Below are 19,083 nucleotides of genomic sequence, written 5' to 3' on the forward strand. Positions count from 1 at the left end.
GGCAGGCGCTAACCGACGACGTCTGCGGCGAGAATGGCGGCACCCGACGCTCCATGCCCGCTTCACTCACGGGACGCGCTCCTACTTTGGATGCGGAAGGATCGGAAGCTTACCAGTGTTGACATGTGGCTTCAACCGGGATGCTCGGACGTCCAGTTATGCGGAAGTGGCCTGCTGCCGCGAAGGAGGCCGCTGACGGCTCCAGGGTGGACCCTGGCAAGCCGTCCGCGAGCGTGCATACGAGTTCATGCCATACAGCAAATGGCCACGCGCGGGACCGGTGTCTTACCGGTCGAGGAAGAGAACGATCGCGATCGCAACGGAGGACAAGATGGCCGATAGTGTCGCGCCGCGCTGCAGCACGCCCATGCGATACAGAGCAAGGGCGAACCCGACAATGATCGGGGTTGCGACGGAAAGGCCGATTTGAGCGTCTGTCATCGGAAAACTCCTGGAATGAGCTTGCTGCTATCAGCCCCGTTGCCCCGCCTCTTTGCGCAATCGCAAAGACAAGGGATGCCCGCCTGCCTAGCTGACGGCCGGTTCCAGCAAAGGAGTTGGCGCATGGACGGGCACGCCCTTCCGGTTGTCGAGACAGAACAAACAGAAGAACATGCATCCGTAGACGATCTGCTGCTCTGGGTGCTCGTGTGGAGCGAACTTTCAGCCTTCGGCATCCTGCTGGCCGGCTTTCTCGTGGTCGGCGTCATACAGGCAGATGCGTTTGCCGCGGCCCGTTCACATCTCAATTCGCTGCTCGCGGGCATCGATACGCTCGTTCTTCTGACCAGCGGCTGGCAGGCGGCTTCGGCGGCGCGTCCGGCCGCTTCGACGCCCACGCGCCGGCGTGCGCTGGTTCTCGCTGCCCTTTTCGGTTTTGCCTTCGTCGTCATCAAGCTTTTCGAATATTCCACCGAGGTCGCCGTCGCCGGGGTGCCGCAGTTCGGTGCCTTCTTCGAGCTCTATTTCCTCATCACCGGCTTCCACCTGCTGCACGTCGCCTTCGGCAGCGCTGTCCTGCTCTTGGTCGCCTGGCGCCCGAGCCCCGGAAACATTGCGCTGATCGCCACCCTCTGGCACGTCATCGACCTTGTCTGGATCGTGATGTTCCCGCTCGTCTATCTCGTGTGATTGCCATGACCCATCACAATGCGCGCCGACTTCACAATATCTGGGCCGTTCTGGTCGCGATCGTGCTTTCGGGCATGGTCATGATGACGTTCTGGGGCGGCACGACGGCAGTGACCGTGGCGCTGCTGTCGCTGGCGGTCATCAAGTGCCGGCTCGTGGCTCTGGATTTCATGGGCCTGCGTCACGCCCCGGCTGGTCTGCGGTTTGGCCTGCTGGCCTGGCCCGTCATCCTCGCGCTTCTGGCTCTGGCAAAGCTTGTGATCGGCGCGGTGCCATCCGCTTGAAACCACTCTTCCGCTTGTTTGCCAAAACGCAAAGAAGGCCTTTCGGAAATCCCTAGACATGGTCCGCGCCCCGATAGTTCGTCGGTGCCGCAGGTCGCGGCGCCAACCGGGGAGGGGATCAGATCAGCCGGCCACGGTGTTCAAGGTCGGCCGAAGTCGAAAGGATCACGTGATGGCAGAACGCCTCACCAAGACCGGGGCCCGAAACGTCTTTTACGGCGGGTCCTTTTTCTTTTTTGCAATCTTTGTCGGGCTGACCGCCCACAGCCATTACTACATGCGCACGGTCTCGACGGATGAGTCGACGCTGACGGACGCGGTCGCGCGCGGCAAGCACGTCTGGGAGAAGAACGCCTGTATCAACTGCCACACGCTTCTCGGTGAAGGCGCCTATTTCGCGCCCGAGCTCGGCAATGTCTGGAAGCGCTGGGGCGGCGAGACCGATCCGGACGGCGCGCGTGAAACGATGAAGGCCTGGATGGCTGCCCAGCCGAGCGGCATCGAAGGGCGCCGGCAGATGCCGCAGTTCAACCTCACCGAACAGGAACTCAACGACCTCGCCGATTTCTTGGAGTGGACAAGCCGTATCAAGACCCAGAACTGGCCGCCGAACGAGGCCGGCTAGGGCGCCGCGCGTTCGGGTGAACGCGTGAACGACGCCCTAACTCTTTGAAACCAGAGCATCTTATCCGCCCTTCGGCGGGATGCTCTGCGCCGCGATTGGAGTGTGAAATCATGAAATACCAGACCCAGAAGGTCGCGATGCTCTATTTTTACGGAGCGATCGGCCTGTTCCTCGCCCAGGTGCTGTTCGGCGTGCTTGCCGGCACCATCTATGTCCTTCCCAATACCTTGTCCGAACTGCTGCCTTTCAACATCGTTCGCATGGTGCATACCAACGCCCTTATCGTCTGGCTGCTGATGGGCTTCATGGGAGCCACCTATTACCTCCTGCCGGAAGAGGCGGAGACCGAGCTTTACAGCACCAAGATCGCGATCGCGCAGTTCTGGATCTTCCTGATCGCCGCTGCCATCGCCGTCGTCGGCTACCTCCTGCGTATCCACGAGGGGCGAGAGTTTCTCGAGCAACCCTTCGCAATCAAGGTCGGCATCGTCATCGTCGCGCTGATGTTCCTCTACAACATCACGCTGACGGTGCTCAAAGGCCGCAAGACCACCGTCACCAACATCCTGATCTTCGGGCTCTGGGGCGTTGCGATCTTCTTCCTCTTCGCCTTCTACAATCCGATCAATCTCGCGCTCGACAAGATGTACTGGTGGTACGTCGTCCACCTGTGGGTCGAAGGCGTCTGGGAATTGATCATGGCGTCGGTGCTCGCCTTCCTGATGATCAAGCTCAACGGTATCGACCGGGAAGTGGTCGAGAAATGGCTCTACGTCATCGTCGGCCTGGCGCTGTTCTCGGGCATCCTCGGCACCGGCCACCATTACTACTGGATCGGCGCGCCGGGCTACTGGCAGTGGATTGGGTCGCTGTTCTCGACGCTCGAGGTCGCGCCGTTCTTCACCATGGTGATCTTCACTTTCGTGATGACCTGGAAGGCTGGCCGCAAGCACCCGAACAGGGCGGCGCTGCTTTGGTCGATCGGCTGCTCGGTGATGGCCTTCTTCGGCGCCGGTGTCTGGGGCTTCCTGCACACGCTGTCGTCGGTGAACTACTACACCCACGGTACCCAGGTGACTGCAGCGCACGGACATCTCGCCTTCTTCGGCGCCTATGTGATGCTCAACCTCGCCGTCATGGCCTATGCCATCCCCGAAATCCGCGGTCGGGCGCCCTACAACCAGATGCTTTCCATGGTCAGCTTCTGGATCATGTGCACGGCAATGTCGGTGATGACCTTCGCACTCACCTTCGCCGGCGTGCTGCAGTCTCATCTGCAGCGCGTCCTGGGTGAGAGCTACATGGACGTCCAGGACCAGCTCGCGCTGTTCTACTGGATCCGCCTCGGCTCGGGCGTCTTTGTGCTGATCTCGGCGCTGATGTTCGTCTGGGCGATCCTCGTCCCCGGTCGGGAACGCAGCAAGACGCTGAGTGCATCGATGCAGCCTGCAGAATGAATGAACGCGCCGGTCCGGGTTGCCCGGACCGGCCATCTCCTCCCTCCTCTTTCACGGAGACATGCCATGAGCATTGTTCAACCAAGCCTGGTTCCGGTATCGATCGACATTCCCGCCTATAGCCCCTCCGGCAACGAGTGCGCGCTGTTCGAGAATGCCTGGGTCCGGCAATTGCCGCTCCTGCTCAAGGGCCCGACCGGCTGCGGCAAGACCCGTTTCGTCAGCCACATGGCGGCAAAGCTCGGCCTGCCGCTTTCCACCGTCTCCTGCCATGACGACCTGGCCGCAGCGGATCTGACCGGGCGCTACCTGTTGAGGGGCGGCGATACCGTCTGGGTCGATGGCCCCCTGACACGCGCCGTGCGCGAGGGCGGGATCTGCTACCTCGACGAGATCGTCGAAGCACGCAAGGATGTGACTGTCGTGCTGCATCCGCTGACCGACGACCGCCGCATGTTGCCCCTGGAGCGGACCGGCGAACTGCTCGAAGCGCCTCCAGCGTTCATGCTGGTCGTCTCCTACAATCCCGGCTACCAGAACCTGCTCAAGAGCCTGAAGCCCAGCACTCGGCAACGTTTCGTCGCGATCGAGTTCGATTTCCTGCCACGCAACGAGGAGATCGAGGTGGTCTCCCGCGAAAGCGGGCTGGCCGCAAGCCAGGTGGCGCCGCTCGTCAATCTCGCGGCACGCCTGCGCGCACTCAAAGGGCATGATCTCGAGGAGGGTGTCTCGACCCGCCTGCTGGTCTATTGCGCCTGCCTGATCGATGCCGGAATGCCTGTCAAAGACGCGGTGCGGGCGGCAATGATCGAGCCGCTGACCGACGAGCCCGACGTGCGGGCAGCGCTTCTCGAAGTCGCCGCCTCCTTGATCGCTTGAGGAACAGGTCATGCTGGATTTCCTCGAACTGGAAGAAACCGTCGGCCGTGCCTGGCACCGTTTCATCGGCAATACCGGCACCTGGCGGCGTTATCCCGAACAGGCTGTCAAACTGGCCGATATGATGCCGATGCTGGCGATCTGCTTTCGAGGACACGGCGGCGAGGCCGCGGTCCAGATTGTGCCTGCGCGCGGCCGCACGTCCGGCCACCGTCTGAAGTGGCGGCAGAAAATGGGGCTCGGCGAGGAAAAGCTCGTGCAGCCCGGCCGGGATCACGCGTCTTTGATGCTGCCCGGCGAGATCGACATTTTTCCCGACAGGAAACTCAACATCGACCTTTATTTCTGGTTGGCCGCCTATATGGCGACCATGCCGCTCGATCCGGCTGCAGAAACGGATCCCTTGCTGTCCGATCTGGCCTATCTGTCGCGGGCGCAGGAAACCGTGGCCGAGGTCTTCCAGCGGTTTCCGGGCATGCGCCGCAAATACTGCCACCTGGCTGAAGCCGTTCTCGTCGAGCGCCAGCGCGGTTCTCTCCCTTCGGTGGAGCAGCATGTCGAGAACCGTGTCTTGCGGCTGCTGCACAAGGCGGCCGGCCAACCGGGTGCGACCTTGCCGGTCATCTTCCCGCATCGCGCTCCGCCGGGATATCTGCCGCTGCTGCCGGTGCCGCTGTGGCCGGATACTTTGCTGCGGCCGGAGACTGCTAGAGAGCGCGATGACGATGTCGCGGCAACGGGCGCCGCCTCCAGTCAGATCGCTGAGACCGAACGCCATATAGCGGTCAGGGAGAACCCCGAGAACCGCAAGGGGGATCGCAGCCCCTTCATCCTCAATCGCTTCGAGAAGATCCTGGCGATGGCCGAGATGGTCAATGTCGATCGGCCGTCCGACGACAGCGACGAACATGACAACAAGGCTGCGCAGGATCTTGACGAGATGACGCTTGGCGAGCGGAAGGGCAGACCGTCTGCCCGTTTCCGCTTCGATCTCGACCTGCCGCCGGAAGCCGTCGATCCGACGCCGCTGACATCAGAACTCACCTATCCCGAATGGAACTACAGGACGTCGAGTTATCTCAAAGATCATTGCCGGGTGCTGGCGGGCCCGGCATCTGGCGTGGAAGACCGGGCCGAACTCACGCCGGAAACGAAAAGCCTGATCCGGCGGGTGCGACGGCAGTTCGAAGTGCTGCGGCCACGCAACGAGATCCTGCGCGCGCAGATAGACGGCGCCGATCTCGATCTCGATGCGGTGGTGCGCGCCCGCACCGATCTGGCTGCCGGCGGCCAGGGGAGCGACCGCATCCATCTGATGAGCCGCCCGCAGGTTCACGACCTCGCCGTGACAATCCTGGTCGACGTCTCGCTTTCGACCGATGCCTGGTCCGATAATCGCCGCGTGCTCGATGTCGAAAAGGAGGCGCTGCTCATTCTCGCCCACGGCCTTTCGGCCTGCGGCGACAATCATTCGATCCTCACCTTCACCTCGCGGCGGCGCGACTGGGTGAAGGTGGAAAGCGTCAAGGCTTTCGAAGAGCCGATGAGCCCGCTCGTCGAATCCCGCATCGCCGCCTTGAAGCCGGGCTATTACACCCGCATCGGCGCCGCCGTCCGCCATGCCACATCAGAGCTGCAGAGGCAGCCCAACCGCAAGAAGCTGCTACTGGTCCTGACCGACGGCAAGCCGAACGACGTCGACCATTATGAAGGACGCTTCGCACTGGAGGATAGCCGCAAGGCGGTCACGGAGGCACGCCGCAGCGGCGTCAGTGCTTTTGCCGTCACCGTCGACCGCGAGGCGCGGTCCTACGTACCTGCCATGTTCGGCCAGAACGGCTATGCCGTCGTCGGCAACATCGCCCGGTTGCCGGCGGCGTTGCCGGCGATCTACCGAAGCCTGGCGGGATAGGCACGATCAGATGAAATGCAAAGAGGCCCAGTCGCGACCGGGCCTCTTTGCATTTGACGTTGGCAGCGATTCAGGCCGCCTTGCTGTGCGTGCGCTGCGCGTCGTCGATATAGGCATCGAAAGCGGCTGCCACGGCGCGGATCACGAAGCGATGATCCTGCCTTACCGTTATGACGCCGTCGGCGATATCCAGCACATGGTCGTCGGCCATCCTTGCCAGACGCTCATTGCCGCCGAGGAGGAAATCCGGATCCCGTCCGTGTGCAGTGGCGATTGCCTTGATGTCGGCCGTGAAATCGCACATCAGCCTTTCGATGATCGCGGCACGCAGGCGATCCTCGTCGGTCAAACGATAGCCCTTCGTCGTTGCCAGTCGGCCGGACGCGATATGGCTTGCATAAAGCCCGGGAGGCACTTCGTTCTGCACATAGCCGTCTTGTGAGCGGCCGATCGCCGAGGCGCCGAAACCGATCAGCGTTTCGCAATTGTCCGTCGTATAGCCCTGAAAATTTCGCCGAAGCATGCCGGAGGTCTGCGCGAGCACGAGATCGTCGTCGGGCAGGGCGAAGTGGTCGAGCCCGATCTGGCGGTAACCCGCTTCGCAAAGCGCTTCGCTGATGGCGAGCGCCTGGTCGGTGCGGGCGGAAGCGCCGGGCAGCACGTTCTCGTCAATCATGCGCTGGTGTTTCTTGAACGACGGCACGTGCGCGTAACCGAAGACGGCAAAGCGCTCCGGCCGCATCGCCGTGGCGGCCTTGACCGTCTCGACGCAGGAGCGAACCGTCTGGTGCGGCAATCCATAGATCAGATCGAAGTTGATGCTGCCGACACCGGCCTTGCGAAGATGCGCCACCGCATCCGCAGTCTGCCGTTCGCTCTGAATGCGGTTGACGGCCTTCTGGACGACCGGGTCGAAGCTCTGAACGCCGAGGCTGGCCCGTCTCACCCCACCTGCGCCGAGCGCTTGCGCCATGGCGGCGGTCAAGCGCCGAGGATCGATTTCGACAGCTACACCTGTCTTCGGACCGAACCGATAGCGCTCGCGCAGGAGCGCCATCAACGCCAGGAATTCTTCCGGCTCGATGATCGTCGGCGTCCCGCCGCCGAAATGGACCTCGCCGACCGGCAGTGGCGCGGACACATGATCGGCCACCATGTTGATCTCCTGCCTGAGCACGTTGAGGTAATCGAGGATCGGTTCGTTCTGTCGGGTGATCGTGGTGTGACATCCGCAATACCAGCACATCGAGCGGCAGAAGGGGATGTGCAGGTAGAGTGAGACATCCCAGTCCGTTGGGATCGTGCCCAGCCAGTCGGCGTACGTCTCGCGATCGATGCCGGCGCAAAAGCGTGGCGCGGTCGGGTAGCTGGTGTAACGCGGCAAGCGCATCTCGGCATAGTTCATAAGGGCGGTGGACTGCATGGCTCTTCCTATCGGCGTGTCGAAACAATCGATCCGTTTCTAGGCCGGATGCACACCGTCGTTCTTTGCGAAAAGCCAAGCAGGCGAGCAACAAGGGGCAAAGCGGGATTTGTTTGCGCTTCGACAAAATGTCGCGATGCGGCCGGGACTAGGCTTTGCATATCCGGGCCGTTTGCGTCGGCGTTTCCCGGGAACTGAGGCAACAACGGCGCCCTGAACGGACAGAGATGACAACTGCAGAAACAGAAACGAAGCCTTTCATCGACGTGCGCACCATCCCGCCGGTCGAGCGCCATCCGAAGATTTTCGGAATGCTCAATGCGCTGGCCGAAGGCGGCTCCTTCATCATCGTCAACGACCACGATCCGCGCCCGCTGCACTACCAGTTGGAAAGCCGTTATCCCGGTGAATTCACTTGGGAGTACCTTGAGCAGGGACCCGCTGTCTGGCGGGTCGAGATTGGCCGGCAACAGGCCTCCGGCTGCGACTGCTGCTGCGGCAGCAGCAGCGGCCACTGAGAAGAATGCCCCCGGCTAGAGCGCTTCCGGTTCAGGCGGAACCGCAGAAGCGCTCTATCTCTTTGTTTATACGCATTTCCTGACGGAAAGCCGCTTCACACTTTTCCTGGAAATGCTGTCGTCAGGATGAACCGCGATGTTCGGAGCCACGCTTTCCCGCTGGACGATGTCCTATTTCGCGGCCGCGCTGATCTTTCTTGCCATCGGCGAGATGATGATGGTCTTCGGCTTCGGGTATCCGGGTTCATCCATCGAAGCCCCTGAGACGCTGGCGCTCGTTCACACCATTGCGCTTGGCTGGCTCAGCCTGCTGATGGCGGGAGCCCTGTTGCAGTTCGTGCCGGTCCTCGTTGGCCGGCCACTTTCGCTGTCGCACCTGGCTTTTCCGGCCCTGGTGCTGCTGGTGGTCGGCATAACCAGCCTTGTCCTTGGCTTTATCGGCCTTGCCGGTGCCGACAACCTGTCGCCGCTCCTCCTGCCCTTCGGCGCGACCGTGACGATCGCCGGATTCGGTCTGCTCATCACCGTGTTCGCCGCTACCCTATGGCGCGCTCGACCGTTGCCGCTGCCTGCGCGGTTCGTCGCCGTCGGTCTCGGCACCCTTGTCATGACCATTTCCCTTGGCGGTACCTATGCATTTGTCCTTGCCGGGCTTGCTGATGCGCCGGGCGCCATCGATCTGACGCTTGAAGGCGTTTCACTTCATGCCGTGCTGGGACTGGGCGGCTGGCTGAGCTTTACGACCATGGGAGTCAGCTACCGGCTTTTGACCATGTTCATGCTGTCGCCCGATCGGGAGCGGCTTGGCAGCAGGGTTGTCTGGGTACTCGGCGCCGCTGCTCTCGTCATGGTCGCCTGCGTCGTGCCGATGATCCTCTCCGGCTTAGCCGGGAAAGCGGCAGTGCTTTTCATCGCCGCGCTGGCCGGTGTGATCGCCATCGGAATTTACATGGCCGACATCGTGCGGATCTACCGTGAACGCAAACGCAAGCACATCGAACTGAACAGCCGCGCCGGCATCGGCGCTTTTTCGGCGCTGACTGTCGCGACCTTATTCTTCGTGGTTTTGGCTGCGGTCGGCCAGATCGAAAGGAGCATCGGTCCGCTGGTCTATCTCGTCACCTTCGGCTGGCTGACGGGCATGGGACTGGCACAGCTTTACAAGATCGTTCCCTTCATCACCTGGCTCGAATGTTACGGCCCGCTGCTCGGGCGCATGCCGACGCCGCGGGTTCAGGATCTGGTCGTCGAGGCGCGCGCCGCTCACTGGTTCCGGCTCTTTTACTTCACCGTGATCGTGGCTTCGATAGCGCTGTCTTTCGACAAGGCACTGCTGTTTCGGGCGAGCAGCCTTGGCCAGTTGATTGCGGTCAATGCGTTGCTTTGGGAATTCGCGGCAACACGACGGCTCAGCAACGTGCCCGACAATCTTCGGCTTTCTGGCGGCTTCGCCCATCCACACCTTATCTTCCCACCGTTCCAGTCACGGAGACAACCATGACAAAAGATCCCTACGAGCTAGACGTCAGGCCACTTCTGCGAGGCGGCAACGATCCGTTCCAGGCCATCATGAGCGCCGTCGACGGCCTGGCACCCGGGCAACCGCTCAAGCTGATTGCGACGTTCAGGCCGGTGCCCCTCTTCAGCGTCATGGCCGGCCGCGGTTTTGCCCATCAGGACCAACCGCTCGCCGACGGTGATTGGGAGGTACTGTTCACGCCAGAGGGACAGGTGGACGGAATACGGGTCTCGGCCGGCGACACAGATCTGGATGCTTGGCCGGACCCTGCCCGCCAACTCGACCTGACGGATCTGGACCCTCCCGAACCGATGGTGCGCATCCTCGCCGTGGTGGAAAAGATGCAGGCCGGCGAGGTGCTCTTCGCCTTGCTCGCGCGCGAGCCGCTGTTTCTCTATCCCGAGCTTGCCAAGCGCGGCCACAAATGGGCCGGCAATTTCGACGCGGCCGGCGAGACCTATCGCATCCTGATCCGCGTCGGTGGACGCAAGGGGCAAGCAAATGCAGCCGACTGAAAGTGATGAACTGGTCGAAAGCATCCGCGCCGCCCTGCGGATGATCGTCGATCCGGAAATGGGCTCCAACGTCGTCGACCTCGGACTGATCTACGACATTTCCGTCCAGGACGGCGGTCTTGTCCGGGTGACGATGACGACGACGATAAAGGCCTGCCCGGCGACGGCCTTTCTCAAGGAGGCGGTGCAGAACTGCGTCTGGTACGTGCCGGGCGTCGAATATGCCGAGGTGCGGCTGACATATGAGCCGCCGTGGACCCCGGAGATGATGCTCGACGCAGCCGTAGCGCGGTAATTGGATAACGCCTTATGAAGGTTGCCGCAGATGCGGCAACCTTCATTCTTTCTTGCAGGATGAATTAGCCGGTACGGCCGCTAGGCGGCCCCACGTGGCGAGCGCCGATCGCGAACCAGCATCGGACCGTATTCGATGCAGAACAGCGCAAAGGCAGCGATCCAGAGCGCTCCCGACAGCGCGATCAGATGATGATAGTGAACCGGCAGGATTTCGGCGAAGGGGCGCGCCAGCGCCGCGCCGATAATGGCGATGTAGGACGCGCAGCTGAGGTTCGATGCGGCCAGCGGCCTGCCAGTGTGCCCTCGGCTTGCGCGCGTCATGACGGCCAGCATCATCGAGGCCATGACACCCACGGTCATCACATGCATGACGGGATACCCGTCGAGGGCGCCGACGGCACCTACCGCAACCGCGGCGAAGCCGAGCGGAACGAAGGCATAGGCCGCGTGCAGGATGAATACGATCTTGTCCGGCCAGGTGGTCCAGCCACGCCAGCGGACAAGCCGTGCGGCCTGCAGCAACGAGGCTGCGGCTGCGATGGCGGCCGTGACGATTTGCTGTGGTGCGAAGGTCCAGCAGGTGAGGGCCGCCACGCCGACGAGAATGCTCGCAGTATCGAAGCGATTATAAGGAACCGGAAAGTCGGTCCGGCCGAATTTGTTCAGCCAGTTGCGGGTGAAACTCGGCAGAATTCTGCCGCCGACAATCATGATCAACATGACATAGGCGCCGATCGCCAGCCGTGCTGCCGCATCGACGTCGAGTTGCCGGACGACGGAGATGTGGAACCACGCATTGGCGGCCGAAAGGAGGACCAATCCGCCGACGACCTTCAGATCCTTCCACTTCCGCCCGACGATGACTTCGCGCGCGCAGATCGTGAGCAATGCCGGCATGAACGCCGCTTCGATGATGACCGCCGGTGTCAGTCCGATCACATCCGTCGCCAGCAGCGCCAGCCGCCCGGCAACCCACAGAGCGAATAGGTAGGCGAGCGGCCTTCCGGAAACAGGCAGTCTTCCGGTCCAGTTCGGAACCGCAGTCAAAAGGAAGCCTGCGAGCACGGCCGATGAAAAACCGAAGAGCATCTCGTGCGCGTGCCAATGGGCAGGGCCATAATCGCCGGCGATGTCGATACCCCTGACAAGGGCTGCGATCCATGCGGCCATGGCGAAGATCGCCCAGAGGCTGGCTCCGAGGAAAAATGGCCTGAAGCCATAGGAGAAGAGAACGGGGCCAGTGGTGGCGAGCCCTCGCGGGATTCCGCCGCGGGGCCGTGGTTTTCTAAGTAGATTAAGCATTGTTCGATCCTGTTCTTTCGTCCAGCGGACTTCCGGATCGGATCGATTTATCAACGCCCTGCCGAGGCCTCTTTGCGAAAACGCAATTACAGAGCCCGGCCAATGCCGCCCCGCGCGAAGATTCGCAGAAAAATATCTGCTTCCCGGGCCGATTTGTTCCAAGACAAAGACGTCATTCGCTCTCGGTTCTACTTGACACATGACTGCTGGAAAACCGGTGGTCAAAACCTGAGGTGAGCTCGCCAGGGACGGCGGAGGACACCGTAACACGTTGAATATCGGCATGATTTTCGGACGACCATTCCGGTCGCGCGGTCGTGCACAAGGAGAGCAATGATGACAGAACAGCTGCAGATGACTCGCCGGACGATTCTGGCCGGCGCCGCCTTCGCTGGCGCGCTGACGCCGATCCTGACGGCGACCTCGACCCAGGCCGCAACGGCCGCCGCTCCCGCGGCAGCGGGCGCGGCACCGGTCGACATTGCGACACTGGAGCGGGTCAAGGTCGACCTCGTCGCGCCGCCCTTCGTTCATGCCCATGATCAGGTCGCCAAGACCGGTCCGCGCGTGGTCGAATTCACCATGACCATCGAAGAAAAGAAGCTGGTGATCGATGGCGACGGCGCCGAGGTGCATGCCATGACCTTCAACGGCTCGGTTCCCGGTCCGCTGATGGTCGTCCACGAGAACGACTATGTCGAACTCAGATTGATCAACCCCGCCACCAACACGCTGCTGCACAATATCGACTTTCACGCAGCAACTGGGGCCCTGGGTGGCGGCGCCCTGACGCAGGTCAATCCCGGCGAAGAGACGACATTGCGCTTCAAGGCCACAAAGGCCGGCGTCTTCGTCTACCATTGCGCGCCGGAAGGCATGGTGCCCTGGCACGTCACCTCGGGCATGAACGGCGCCATCATGGTACTGCCGCGCGACGGGCTGAAGGACGAGAAGGGACAGCCGCTGACCTATGACAAGGTCTACTACGTGGGCGAGCAGGACTTCTACATCCCGCGCGACGAGGCCGGCAACTACAAGAAATACGAAACGCCCGGCGAAGCCTACGAGGACACCGTCAAGGCCATGCGCACGCTGACGCCGACGCATGTCGTCTTCAATGGCGCGGTCGGAGCGCTGACCGGTGAGAAGGCGTTGACGGCAGCCGTGGGCGAGCATGTGCTCGTCATCCATTCGCAGGCAAACCGCGATACGCGGCCACACCTGATCGGTGGACACGGTGACTATGTCTGGGCGACCGGCAAGTTCCGCAACCCGCCGGAACTCGACCAGGAAACCTGGTTCATTCCGGGCGGCACCGCCGGTGCGGCTTTCTACACATTCCGGCAGCCGGGTGTTTACGCCTACGTCAACCACAACCTGATCGAGGCTTTTGAGCTGGGCGCGGCGGGACACTTCAAGGTCACCGGCGAGTGGAACGACGATCTGATGACCTCGGTCGTCAAGCCGGCGTCGATGTAACCCAGGCATGACAATCGGCTACGCCGCCCCGGGGAAATCCTCGGGCGGCGACAGGAGCGACAAGGGCATGCGCCGCAGCCGTCGGCGCCTGCCAATAGAAGGGGAAGGTCATGCGCGACAAACGTCACAAGAATTCGGTTTCGGTCTTTTCGATCGCCGTTCCTGCGATGCTGTTGGTTGCCATTGGCGGCGTGCTTTCGGCCAAGGTCGGGCTGTTGGACGATATGGACGCATCGGTCGATACCCGCATCGAAGCGCCGGTGACGGTGACCATCGAGCCACGCCGCATGGAGTACCGGGCCGAAGGCCACTTCATCAAGAACGGCTTTGCCGTCGACGCGCCGCTTGTCGATGCGACGCTCGCGACACCATTCAGGATCATGAAGTATCAGGTCAGCCGCAGGGACTATCAGCGCTGCGTCGAAGACGGCGCCTGCGAGGGGGGCGAGCCGGCGGCAAGCCTCGGCAATGGTACGCCGATGACGGGCGTCAACTACACCGATGCCAGCAACTATGCCGCCTGGCTGACCGAAAGGACAGGGCAGGTCTGGCGGCTGCCGACCGATCGGCAATGGGCCTTTGCGGCAGGCAGGAAATTTCCCGATGACGCGCTTGGCATCGACGGCAGCAAGGACAACCCGGCGCTGAGATGGCTTGCCGACTACGAGCGCGAATCCACCCGGCAGAAGTCGAAGAACCCGATGCCGCAACCGTCCGGCACATTCGGCGAGAACGAATTCGGCGTTGCCGATCTCGACGGCAATGTCTGGGAATGGACGCAAACCTGCCACCGTCGGGTGACGATCGGCGAGGACGGCGAGGTGCTGAAGGAATCGCCCGCCTGCGGCATCTACGTCGTCGACGGCAAGCACCGCGCGTCGATGAGCTTCTTCATTCGCGATCCGAAGAGCGGTGGTTGCGCCGTCGGCGTGCCGCCGGACAATCTCGGCTTCCGCCTGGTTCGCGACGATCGCTGGTATGCGAACATGCTGTATGCCTTCGAGCGCCGTTTTCCCGGTGCGGTGTAACAGCGCAGGCCCTCATTATCGCTGCCTTGGGGCTACGACTGGGTGCTGTCCGCTTCTTCCGCCCGATCGCACATGATATAGCAGCCGGCATCGCCGATCCGCAGGAGACAGGAAACGACGTGGCTGCACTGGACCGAACACTCGTCAAATCGCTCCCGCTTTTTCAAAAGATGAGCGATCAGGAACTGGACAAGCTCCTGGCGCATGCGACCGTCAGGCGCGTCCCGCAGAATGAGGCCGTCTTCGAACAGGGGGCTGCGGCGGATTCGTTCTACCTGCTTCTGCATGGACGACTTAAGGTCACCCAAGTCACCCGCGACGGCCAACAGATCATCGTCCGTGTCGTCAATCCGGGCGATCTGTTCGGCTTTGCCCGCGCGCTGCAGCGCAGCGACTATCCGGGCACGGCGATGACAGCGACGGAAAGCCTTGTTCTCGCCTGGCCGACCGAGCTCTGGAACGTGTTCGTCGAGAGCAATCCGCATCTGGCCGTGAACGCGATGCACACGATCGGTCAGCGGCTTGACGAGGCCCATACCCGCATCCGCGAGATGTCGACCGAGGAGGTCGAGCGCCGGGTCGCGCACGCGGTTCTGCGCCTTGCCGAACAGGCGGGCAAGCGCGAAGAGCTCGGCGTGCGTATCGATTTTCCCATTTCCCGTCAGGACATTGCCGAAATGACCGGCACCACCCTTCACACGGTCTCGCGCATCCTCAGTGCGTGGGAGGGGCGGGGCCTCGTCCAGGGCGGACGTCAAAAGCTGCTTCTCTGTGACTTGGCCGGGCTGCGCCGGCTGGCGGAGCAGGTCGAGAAAAACTAGGTTCACGGCTCCGGCCATGGGGCGCTTCACGCCTGAATCTGGGCGGGCGCCAAACAATCCGTCAGGTTTTCGCACGGCCGTCTCCCGGTCGGCAGCTTGGCCGGATTGCGCCGCTTCGATTGGTGCAGCATCTCGATGACCCGGCTACAGCGCTGCACGTCAAATATGACGCGCTAAGTAGCGCTAACGTGATGGGCAGTCAGCCTAAAAATTAGGCATCAACAAATTTGTCAAGAAAATAGGCAATTCTGTTGCGAAACTTGCTGCGCTGCATCATGATCGCGCCATGACAAACCGCGACCTTACCATTCTCGTTATCGACGAGAACGCCATCCGTGCCTCGATCATCGAGGAAGGATTGCATGAGGCCGGGCATCGCAAGGTCACGGTCATTCATGAGGTGCAGGGCGTCGCGCGCATCATCGACAGCCTCAGGCCCGATGTCATTGTCATCGATATCGAAAACCCCAATCGCGACATGATGGAGCATCTCTTCCAGTTGACGCGCACTGTCGGCCGGCCGATCGCGATGTTCGTGGATCGGTCCGACACGGCGTCGATCGAGGCGGCGGTGGAAGCGGGCGTGTCGGCCTATATCGTTGACGGCCTGAAGAAGGAGCGCGTCAAGCCGATCCTCGACATGGCCGTCAGTCGGTTCAACGCCTTCAGCCGGCTGCAAAGAGAACTGGCCGACGCCAGGTCCGCGCTCGAGGAGCGCAAGGTCGTCGAGCGCGCCAAGGGTATCCTGATGAAGATCCGCGGTCTCTCGGAAGAGGAAGCCTTTGCCCTGCTGCGCCAGACGGCGATGAACGAAAAGAAGAAGATGTCTGAAATCGCGCAAAGCGTGGTGACGGCTGCCGGCCTGCTGATGTGATGGCGCGCGCGGTGCATCGGCCTTGTCGCAAGGAGTGAGCGGAGTGAACATCATGGCCAATTTCGGCGATATCGGCAGCGGCCAGGCTTCGACCGGTGACGGCTTGCCGGCGCCGCAAAAGCTGCGCAGCGAGGATGCCCGCACGCTGCGCGCCGGCTTTATCCCGCTGGTGGACGCATCGGTGCTGGTGGCCGCTTGCGAGTTCGGCTTTGCTCGCAAGGAAGGCCTGACACTCGATCTGGTCAAGGATGTTTCCTGGGCCAATGTTCGCGATCGGTTGGCTTTCCGTCAGTTCGATATTGCCCATATGCTCGCGCCCATGCCCGTTGCGGCGATGCTCGGTCTCGGCTCCAACCCTTCGCCTGCAATTACGCCCTTCTCGCTCGGGCGCGGCGGCAATGCCATCACGCTGTCCAACCGGCTCTATGCCCGCATGGCCGAGGAAGGGGCGCTCGGGGGCGCTGAGGACGCGCTTGCCAACGCCCGAGTGCTTGCTGCCGTGCTTCGGCGCATGAAGGCACACGGCGAAGGGCCGCCGACCTTGGGCGTGACCTATCCTTTCTCCTCGCACAATTACGAATTCCGCTATTGGCTGGCGGCTGGCGGCATCGATCCCGACCGCAACGTCAAGCTTGTGGTGGTGCCGCCGCCGATGACCTCCGACGCGCTCGCCGCCGGCGCGATCGATGGTTTCTGCGTCGGTGCGCCCTGGAACATGGTTGCATCCGAGCGCGGCGTCGGGCGTATCGTGGCCGCCAAGCAGGATATCTGGCCGTCGGCGCCCGAAAAGGTCGTCGGCATGCGCCCTGAATGGGCCGAGGCCAATCCGGAAACCGTTTCACGATTGATCGTGGCGTTGGATGCGGCAGCGCAGTGGTGCGACGATCCGCAGAACCGTGCTGCCCTGTCCGACGCGCTCGCCGACCAGCGCTATGTCGGCGCCCCGGTCGAAATCATCCGCCGCGTGCTTTCCGGCGAGTTCACCATCGACGCTCACGGGCAGCGCCGGGTCATCGACGATTACTTTGTCTTCCATCGCCGTTTCGCCAACTATCCCCGACCCAGCCACGCACTGTGGATCTACAGCCAGATGGCGCGCTGGGGGCAGGTTGGCCTCAGCCCGGACGGGATGACGACCGCGGCTTCGGCCTATCGCCCGGACCTCTATCGGCTCGCGCTCGGGAATGGCGTGGCTCCAGTGGGTGCTGACATCAGGATCGAGGGCGCATCTGCCGACGATGGCTTCGTGGACGGGCATGTTTTCGACCCTGCCGCCATCAAGGCCTATGTCGAGGCGTTTCCCGTGCGTGCGACGGGCGGTGCAGTCGCTTTTGACGCCGACAACTGAAGGCGTCGGCCGCTGCTTGTTTGGGCAGAGTCGCCAGGCCGATTGTGTGCGGCGCACAATAATTCAGCAGATTCTATAATAGCCATTTTTATGGGCGGCTTCATCAAGTTGTATTTTTATCCTTTAATCTCAATATATTAAAGCTACTCCTCTGAAACTGGCACGACCCTTGCTTCTAAGAAATCGCTTCGATCAACGGCGATTGAAGCGAGTTCAAACGCCAGATCGCGTTTGCCAGAGACACTGACGTCGCAAGGTTTTTGTTTCCCGAGGATTCCTCCTGATCCCGGACGCAATCTCCAAGCGGCGTTTTTTTATGTCCGGCTTTGCCCGGCAGCAGCAGAGGAACCTGCGCATGACCAAGTTTTCGACCGGCGGCCTGACCCGCCGCAGCCTGCTGAAGACCACAGCCACGGCCGCCCTGTTCGGTGCGGTCAAGGCGGCATTCCCTTCCGGCGCGTTCGCTCAGGCTGCGGGTCCGGAAACGACCAAGGCCGTGCTCGGCTTTATCGCGCTCACCGATTCCGCACCACTGATCGTCGCCAAGGAGAAGGGCCTGTTCGACAAGTACGGCATGACCGAAGTCGATGTGGTCAAGCAGGCTTCCTGGGGCACGACACGCGACAACCTCGTGCTCGGTTCGGCCGGTGCCGGCATCGATGGCGCCCATATTCTCACGCCGATGCCCTACCTGATCTCGACCGGCAAGGTGACGCAGAACAACCAGCCGCTGCCGATGGCGATCCTTGCGCGCCTCAATCTCGACGCGCAGGCGATCTCGGTCGGTGGCGCCTATGCCGATCTGAAAGTCGGGCTCGATGCTTCCGCGTTGAAGGAGGCCTTTGCGAGGAAGAAGGCGGAAGGCGCTGCGGCCAAGGTGGCGATGACCTTCCCCGGTGGCACACACGACCTCTGGCTGCGTTACTGGCTTGCCGCGGGCGGCATTGATCCGGACTCGGATGTCGAGACGATTGTTGTTCCGCCGCCGCAGATGGTCGCCAACATGAAGGTCGGCACCATGGACTGTTTCTGCGTCGGCGAGCCTTGGAACGAGCAGCTCGTCAACCAGAAGATCGGCTACACCGCCGTCAACACCGCCGAGATCTGGAACGAGCATCCGGAAAAATCCTTCGCAATGCGTGCCGACTGGGTGGAGAAAAACCCGCGCGCCGCCAAGGCGCTCACCATGGCCATCCAGGAAGCGGCGCAATGGTGCGACGACATGGCCAACAAGGAAGAGTTGGCGAAGATCGTCGGCAAGCGCAGCTGGTTCAACGTACCGCCGAAGGACATCGTCGACCGGCTGAAGGGTGAATACGACTACGGCAACGGCAAGATCGTCGAGGCCAGCCCGCATTTCATGAAGTTCTGGCGCGACCACGCCTCCTATCCCTTCCAGAGCCATGACAGCTGGTTCCTGACGGAGAACATCCGCTGGGGCAAGTTTGCGCCCGACACCGACATCAAGGCGCTCGTTGCCACGGTCAATCGCGAAGACATCTGGCGCGAGGCGGCCAAGGAGCTCGGCGTCTCCGACATCCCGTCCTCGACCTCGCGCGGCATCGAAAAATTCTTCGACGGCAAGGTGTTCGACCCGGCAGATCCGCAGGCTTACCTGAAGAGCCTGAGCATCTCGCGCGTCGCCTGAGCCTTCGTGGCGGCGGCCGAACC

The 19,083-nt window shown here is 62.2% G+C and carries 19 protein-coding genes and 1 pseudogene; 16 read left to right on the plus strand and 4 right to left on the minus strand.

What is annotated here, in order from left to right:
• Window positions 1-285: 285 nt before the first annotated feature.
• Complete coding sequence (locus BC360_RS32315) at window positions 286-441, minus strand: hypothetical protein (RefSeq protein WP_167590811.1); 156 nt, start codon at window positions 439-441, stop codon at window positions 286-288.
• Between the two features lie 123 nt (window positions 442-564).
• Between BC360_RS32315 and BC360_RS07770 the strand changes: the two genes are divergently transcribed.
• The 6 genes from BC360_RS07770 (at window position 565) to BC360_RS07795 (ending at window position 6,288) form a co-directional block, all read left to right on the plus strand.
• Entirely contained in the window at window positions 565-1,131 is a 567-nt protein-coding gene (locus BC360_RS07770) for a cytochrome c oxidase subunit 3 (RefSeq protein ID WP_065794808.1), read from the plus strand.
• A 5-nt stretch (window positions 1,132-1,136) separates the two neighbouring features.
• Complete coding sequence (locus BC360_RS07775; RefSeq protein WP_065794860.1) at window positions 1,137-1,415, plus strand: cytochrome C oxidase subunit IV family protein; 279 nt, start codon at window positions 1,137-1,139, stop codon at window positions 1,413-1,415.
• A gap of 172 nt (window positions 1,416-1,587) precedes the next feature.
• The gene (locus BC360_RS07780) at window positions 1,588-2,040 is read left to right on the plus strand and encodes a c-type cytochrome (protein WP_065794809.1); all 453 of its coding nucleotides are present in this window, start codon (window positions 1,588-1,590) and stop codon (window positions 2,038-2,040) included.
• A gap of 110 nt (window positions 2,041-2,150) precedes the next feature.
• On the plus strand, window positions 2,151-3,497 hold the full coding sequence (locus BC360_RS07785) for a nitric-oxide reductase large subunit (protein ID WP_065794810.1): 1,347 nt from the start codon (window positions 2,151-2,153) through the stop codon (window positions 3,495-3,497).
• 66 nt (window positions 3,498-3,563) lie between these two features.
• Complete coding sequence (locus tag BC360_RS07790; protein WP_065794811.1) at window positions 3,564-4,376, plus strand: CbbQ/NirQ/NorQ/GpvN family protein; 813 nt, start codon at window positions 3,564-3,566, stop codon at window positions 4,374-4,376.
• Between the two features lie 10 nt (window positions 4,377-4,386).
• Window positions 4,387-6,288 carry a nitric oxide reductase activation protein NorD gene (locus BC360_RS07795; protein WP_065794812.1) on the plus strand — a complete coding sequence of 634 codons (1,902 nt, stop codon included), beginning with the start codon at window positions 4,387-4,389 and terminating at the stop codon, window positions 6,286-6,288.
• Window positions 6,289-6,358: 70 nt separating this feature from the next.
• On the opposite strand, the gene hemN is transcribed toward BC360_RS07795, so the two are convergent.
• Window positions 6,359-7,711, minus strand: a complete 1,353-nt coding sequence (hemN, locus tag BC360_RS07800) for an oxygen-independent coproporphyrinogen III oxidase (RefSeq protein ID WP_065794813.1) — start codon at window positions 7,709-7,711, stop codon at window positions 6,359-6,361.
• Window positions 7,712-7,938: 227 nt separating this feature from the next.
• Between hemN and BC360_RS07805 the strand changes: the two genes are divergently transcribed.
• From BC360_RS07805 to BC360_RS07820, 4 genes are all read left to right on the plus strand, one after another.
• Window positions 7,939-8,229 (plus strand): DUF2249 domain-containing protein, encoded by a 291-nt coding sequence (locus BC360_RS07805; protein WP_065794814.1) that lies wholly within the window; start codon window positions 7,939-7,941, stop codon window positions 8,227-8,229.
• 136 nt (window positions 8,230-8,365) lie between these two features.
• On the plus strand, window positions 8,366-9,730 hold the full coding sequence (locus tag BC360_RS07810; protein WP_065794815.1) for a hypothetical protein: 1,365 nt from the start codon (window positions 8,366-8,368) through the stop codon (window positions 9,728-9,730).
• Window positions 9,727-10,263, plus strand: coding sequence for a DUF2249 domain-containing protein (locus BC360_RS07815; protein ID WP_065794816.1), 537 nt, complete (start codon window positions 9,727-9,729; stop codon window positions 10,261-10,263). Before BC360_RS07810 ends, BC360_RS07815 begins: the two co-directional genes overlap by 4 nt.
• Entirely contained in the window at window positions 10,250-10,558 is a 309-nt protein-coding gene (locus tag BC360_RS07820; RefSeq protein ID WP_065781684.1) for a metal-sulfur cluster assembly factor, read from the plus strand. Before BC360_RS07815 ends, BC360_RS07820 begins: the two co-directional genes overlap by 14 nt.
• An 80-nt stretch (window positions 10,559-10,638) precedes the next feature.
• Here the strand turns inward: BC360_RS07820 and BC360_RS07825 are convergent, their stop codons facing one another.
• On the minus strand, window positions 10,639-11,862 hold the full coding sequence (locus tag BC360_RS07825; RefSeq protein ID WP_065794817.1) for an NnrS family protein: 1,224 nt from the start codon (window positions 11,860-11,862) through the stop codon (window positions 10,639-10,641).
• A 336-nt stretch (window positions 11,863-12,198) separates the two neighbouring features.
• Between BC360_RS07825 and nirK the strand changes: the two genes are divergently transcribed.
• From nirK to BC360_RS07845, 4 genes are all read left to right on the plus strand, one after another.
• Entirely contained in the window at window positions 12,199-13,341 is a 1,143-nt protein-coding gene (gene nirK / locus BC360_RS07830) for a copper-containing nitrite reductase (RefSeq protein ID WP_065794861.1), read from the plus strand.
• 110 nt (window positions 13,342-13,451) lie between these two features.
• Window positions 13,452-14,369, plus strand: coding sequence for an SUMF1/EgtB/PvdO family nonheme iron enzyme (locus BC360_RS07835; protein WP_065794818.1), 918 nt, complete (start codon window positions 13,452-13,454; stop codon window positions 14,367-14,369).
• A 119-nt stretch (window positions 14,370-14,488) separates the two neighbouring features.
• Entirely contained in the window at window positions 14,489-15,190 is a 702-nt protein-coding gene (locus BC360_RS07840; RefSeq protein WP_053248632.1) for a Crp/Fnr family transcriptional regulator, read from the plus strand.
• Window positions 15,191-15,476: 286 nt separating this feature from the next.
• Window positions 15,477-16,064, plus strand: a complete 588-nt coding sequence (locus BC360_RS07845) for an ANTAR domain-containing response regulator (RefSeq protein WP_053248712.1) — start codon at window positions 15,477-15,479, stop codon at window positions 16,062-16,064.
• Between the two features lie 50 nt (window positions 16,065-16,114).
• On the opposite strand, the pseudogene BC360_RS33105 reads toward BC360_RS07845, so the two are convergent.
• A pseudogene (locus BC360_RS33105) lies at window positions 16,115-16,177 on the minus strand (hypothetical protein); the annotation flags it as partial.
• Here BC360_RS33105 and BC360_RS07850 point away from each other — a divergent pair.
• The gene (locus BC360_RS07850) at window positions 16,168-17,412 is read left to right on the plus strand and encodes a CmpA/NrtA family ABC transporter substrate-binding protein (protein WP_413813729.1); all 1,245 of its coding nucleotides are present in this window, start codon (window positions 16,168-16,170) and stop codon (window positions 17,410-17,412) included. The pseudogene BC360_RS33105 and the gene BC360_RS07850 sit on opposite strands and share 10 nt — an antisense overlap.
• Before the next feature lie 355 nt (window positions 17,413-17,767).
• Window positions 17,768-19,060, plus strand: a complete 1,293-nt coding sequence (locus BC360_RS07855) for a CmpA/NrtA family ABC transporter substrate-binding protein (RefSeq protein WP_065794863.1) — start codon at window positions 17,768-17,770, stop codon at window positions 19,058-19,060.
• Window positions 19,061-19,083 lie beyond the last annotated feature (23 nt).

Source organism: Ensifer sp. LC163, assembly GCF_001695855.1.
In the GTDB taxonomy this organism is placed as follows: domain Bacteria; phylum Pseudomonadota; class Alphaproteobacteria; order Rhizobiales; family Rhizobiaceae; genus Ensifer.

Excerpts from the sequence above, each read along its gene's own strand:
- BC360_RS32315 (WP_167590811.1), bottom strand. The coding sequence starts at position 441 with ATGACAGACGCTCAAATCGGCCTTTCCGTCGCAACCCCGATCATTGTC.
- BC360_RS07770 (WP_065794808.1), top strand. The coding sequence starts at position 565 with ATGGACGGGCACGCCCTTCCGGTTGTCGAGACAGAACAAACAGAAGAA.
- BC360_RS07775 (WP_065794860.1), top strand. The coding sequence starts at position 1,137 with ATGACCCATCACAATGCGCGCCGACTTCACAATATCTGGGCCGTTCTG.
- BC360_RS07780 (WP_065794809.1), top strand. The coding sequence starts at position 1,588 with ATGGCAGAACGCCTCACCAAGACCGGGGCCCGAAACGTCTTTTACGGC.
- BC360_RS07785 (WP_065794810.1), top strand. The coding sequence starts at position 2,151 with ATGAAATACCAGACCCAGAAGGTCGCGATGCTCTATTTTTACGGAGCG.
- BC360_RS07790 (WP_065794811.1), top strand. The coding sequence starts at position 3,564 with ATGAGCATTGTTCAACCAAGCCTGGTTCCGGTATCGATCGACATTCCC.
- BC360_RS07795 (WP_065794812.1), top strand. The coding sequence starts at position 4,387 with ATGCTGGATTTCCTCGAACTGGAAGAAACCGTCGGCCGTGCCTGGCAC.
- hemN (WP_065794813.1), bottom strand. The coding sequence starts at position 7,711 with ATGCAGTCCACCGCCCTTATGAACTATGCCGAGATGCGCTTGCCGCGT.
- BC360_RS07805 (WP_065794814.1), top strand. The coding sequence starts at position 7,939 with ATGACAACTGCAGAAACAGAAACGAAGCCTTTCATCGACGTGCGCACC.
- BC360_RS07810 (WP_065794815.1), top strand. The coding sequence starts at position 8,366 with ATGTTCGGAGCCACGCTTTCCCGCTGGACGATGTCCTATTTCGCGGCC.
- BC360_RS07815 (WP_065794816.1), top strand. The coding sequence starts at position 9,727 with ATGACAAAAGATCCCTACGAGCTAGACGTCAGGCCACTTCTGCGAGGC.
- BC360_RS07820 (WP_065781684.1), top strand. The coding sequence starts at position 10,250 with ATGCAGCCGACTGAAAGTGATGAACTGGTCGAAAGCATCCGCGCCGCC.
- BC360_RS07825 (WP_065794817.1), bottom strand. The coding sequence starts at position 11,862 with ATGCTTAATCTACTTAGAAAACCACGGCCCCGCGGCGGAATCCCGCGA.
- nirK (WP_065794861.1), top strand. The coding sequence starts at position 12,199 with ATGACAGAACAGCTGCAGATGACTCGCCGGACGATTCTGGCCGGCGCC.
- BC360_RS07835 (WP_065794818.1), top strand. The coding sequence starts at position 13,452 with ATGCGCGACAAACGTCACAAGAATTCGGTTTCGGTCTTTTCGATCGCC.
- BC360_RS07845 (WP_053248712.1), top strand. The coding sequence starts at position 15,477 with ATGACAAACCGCGACCTTACCATTCTCGTTATCGACGAGAACGCCATC.
- BC360_RS07855 (WP_065794863.1), top strand. The coding sequence starts at position 17,768 with ATGACCAAGTTTTCGACCGGCGGCCTGACCCGCCGCAGCCTGCTGAAG.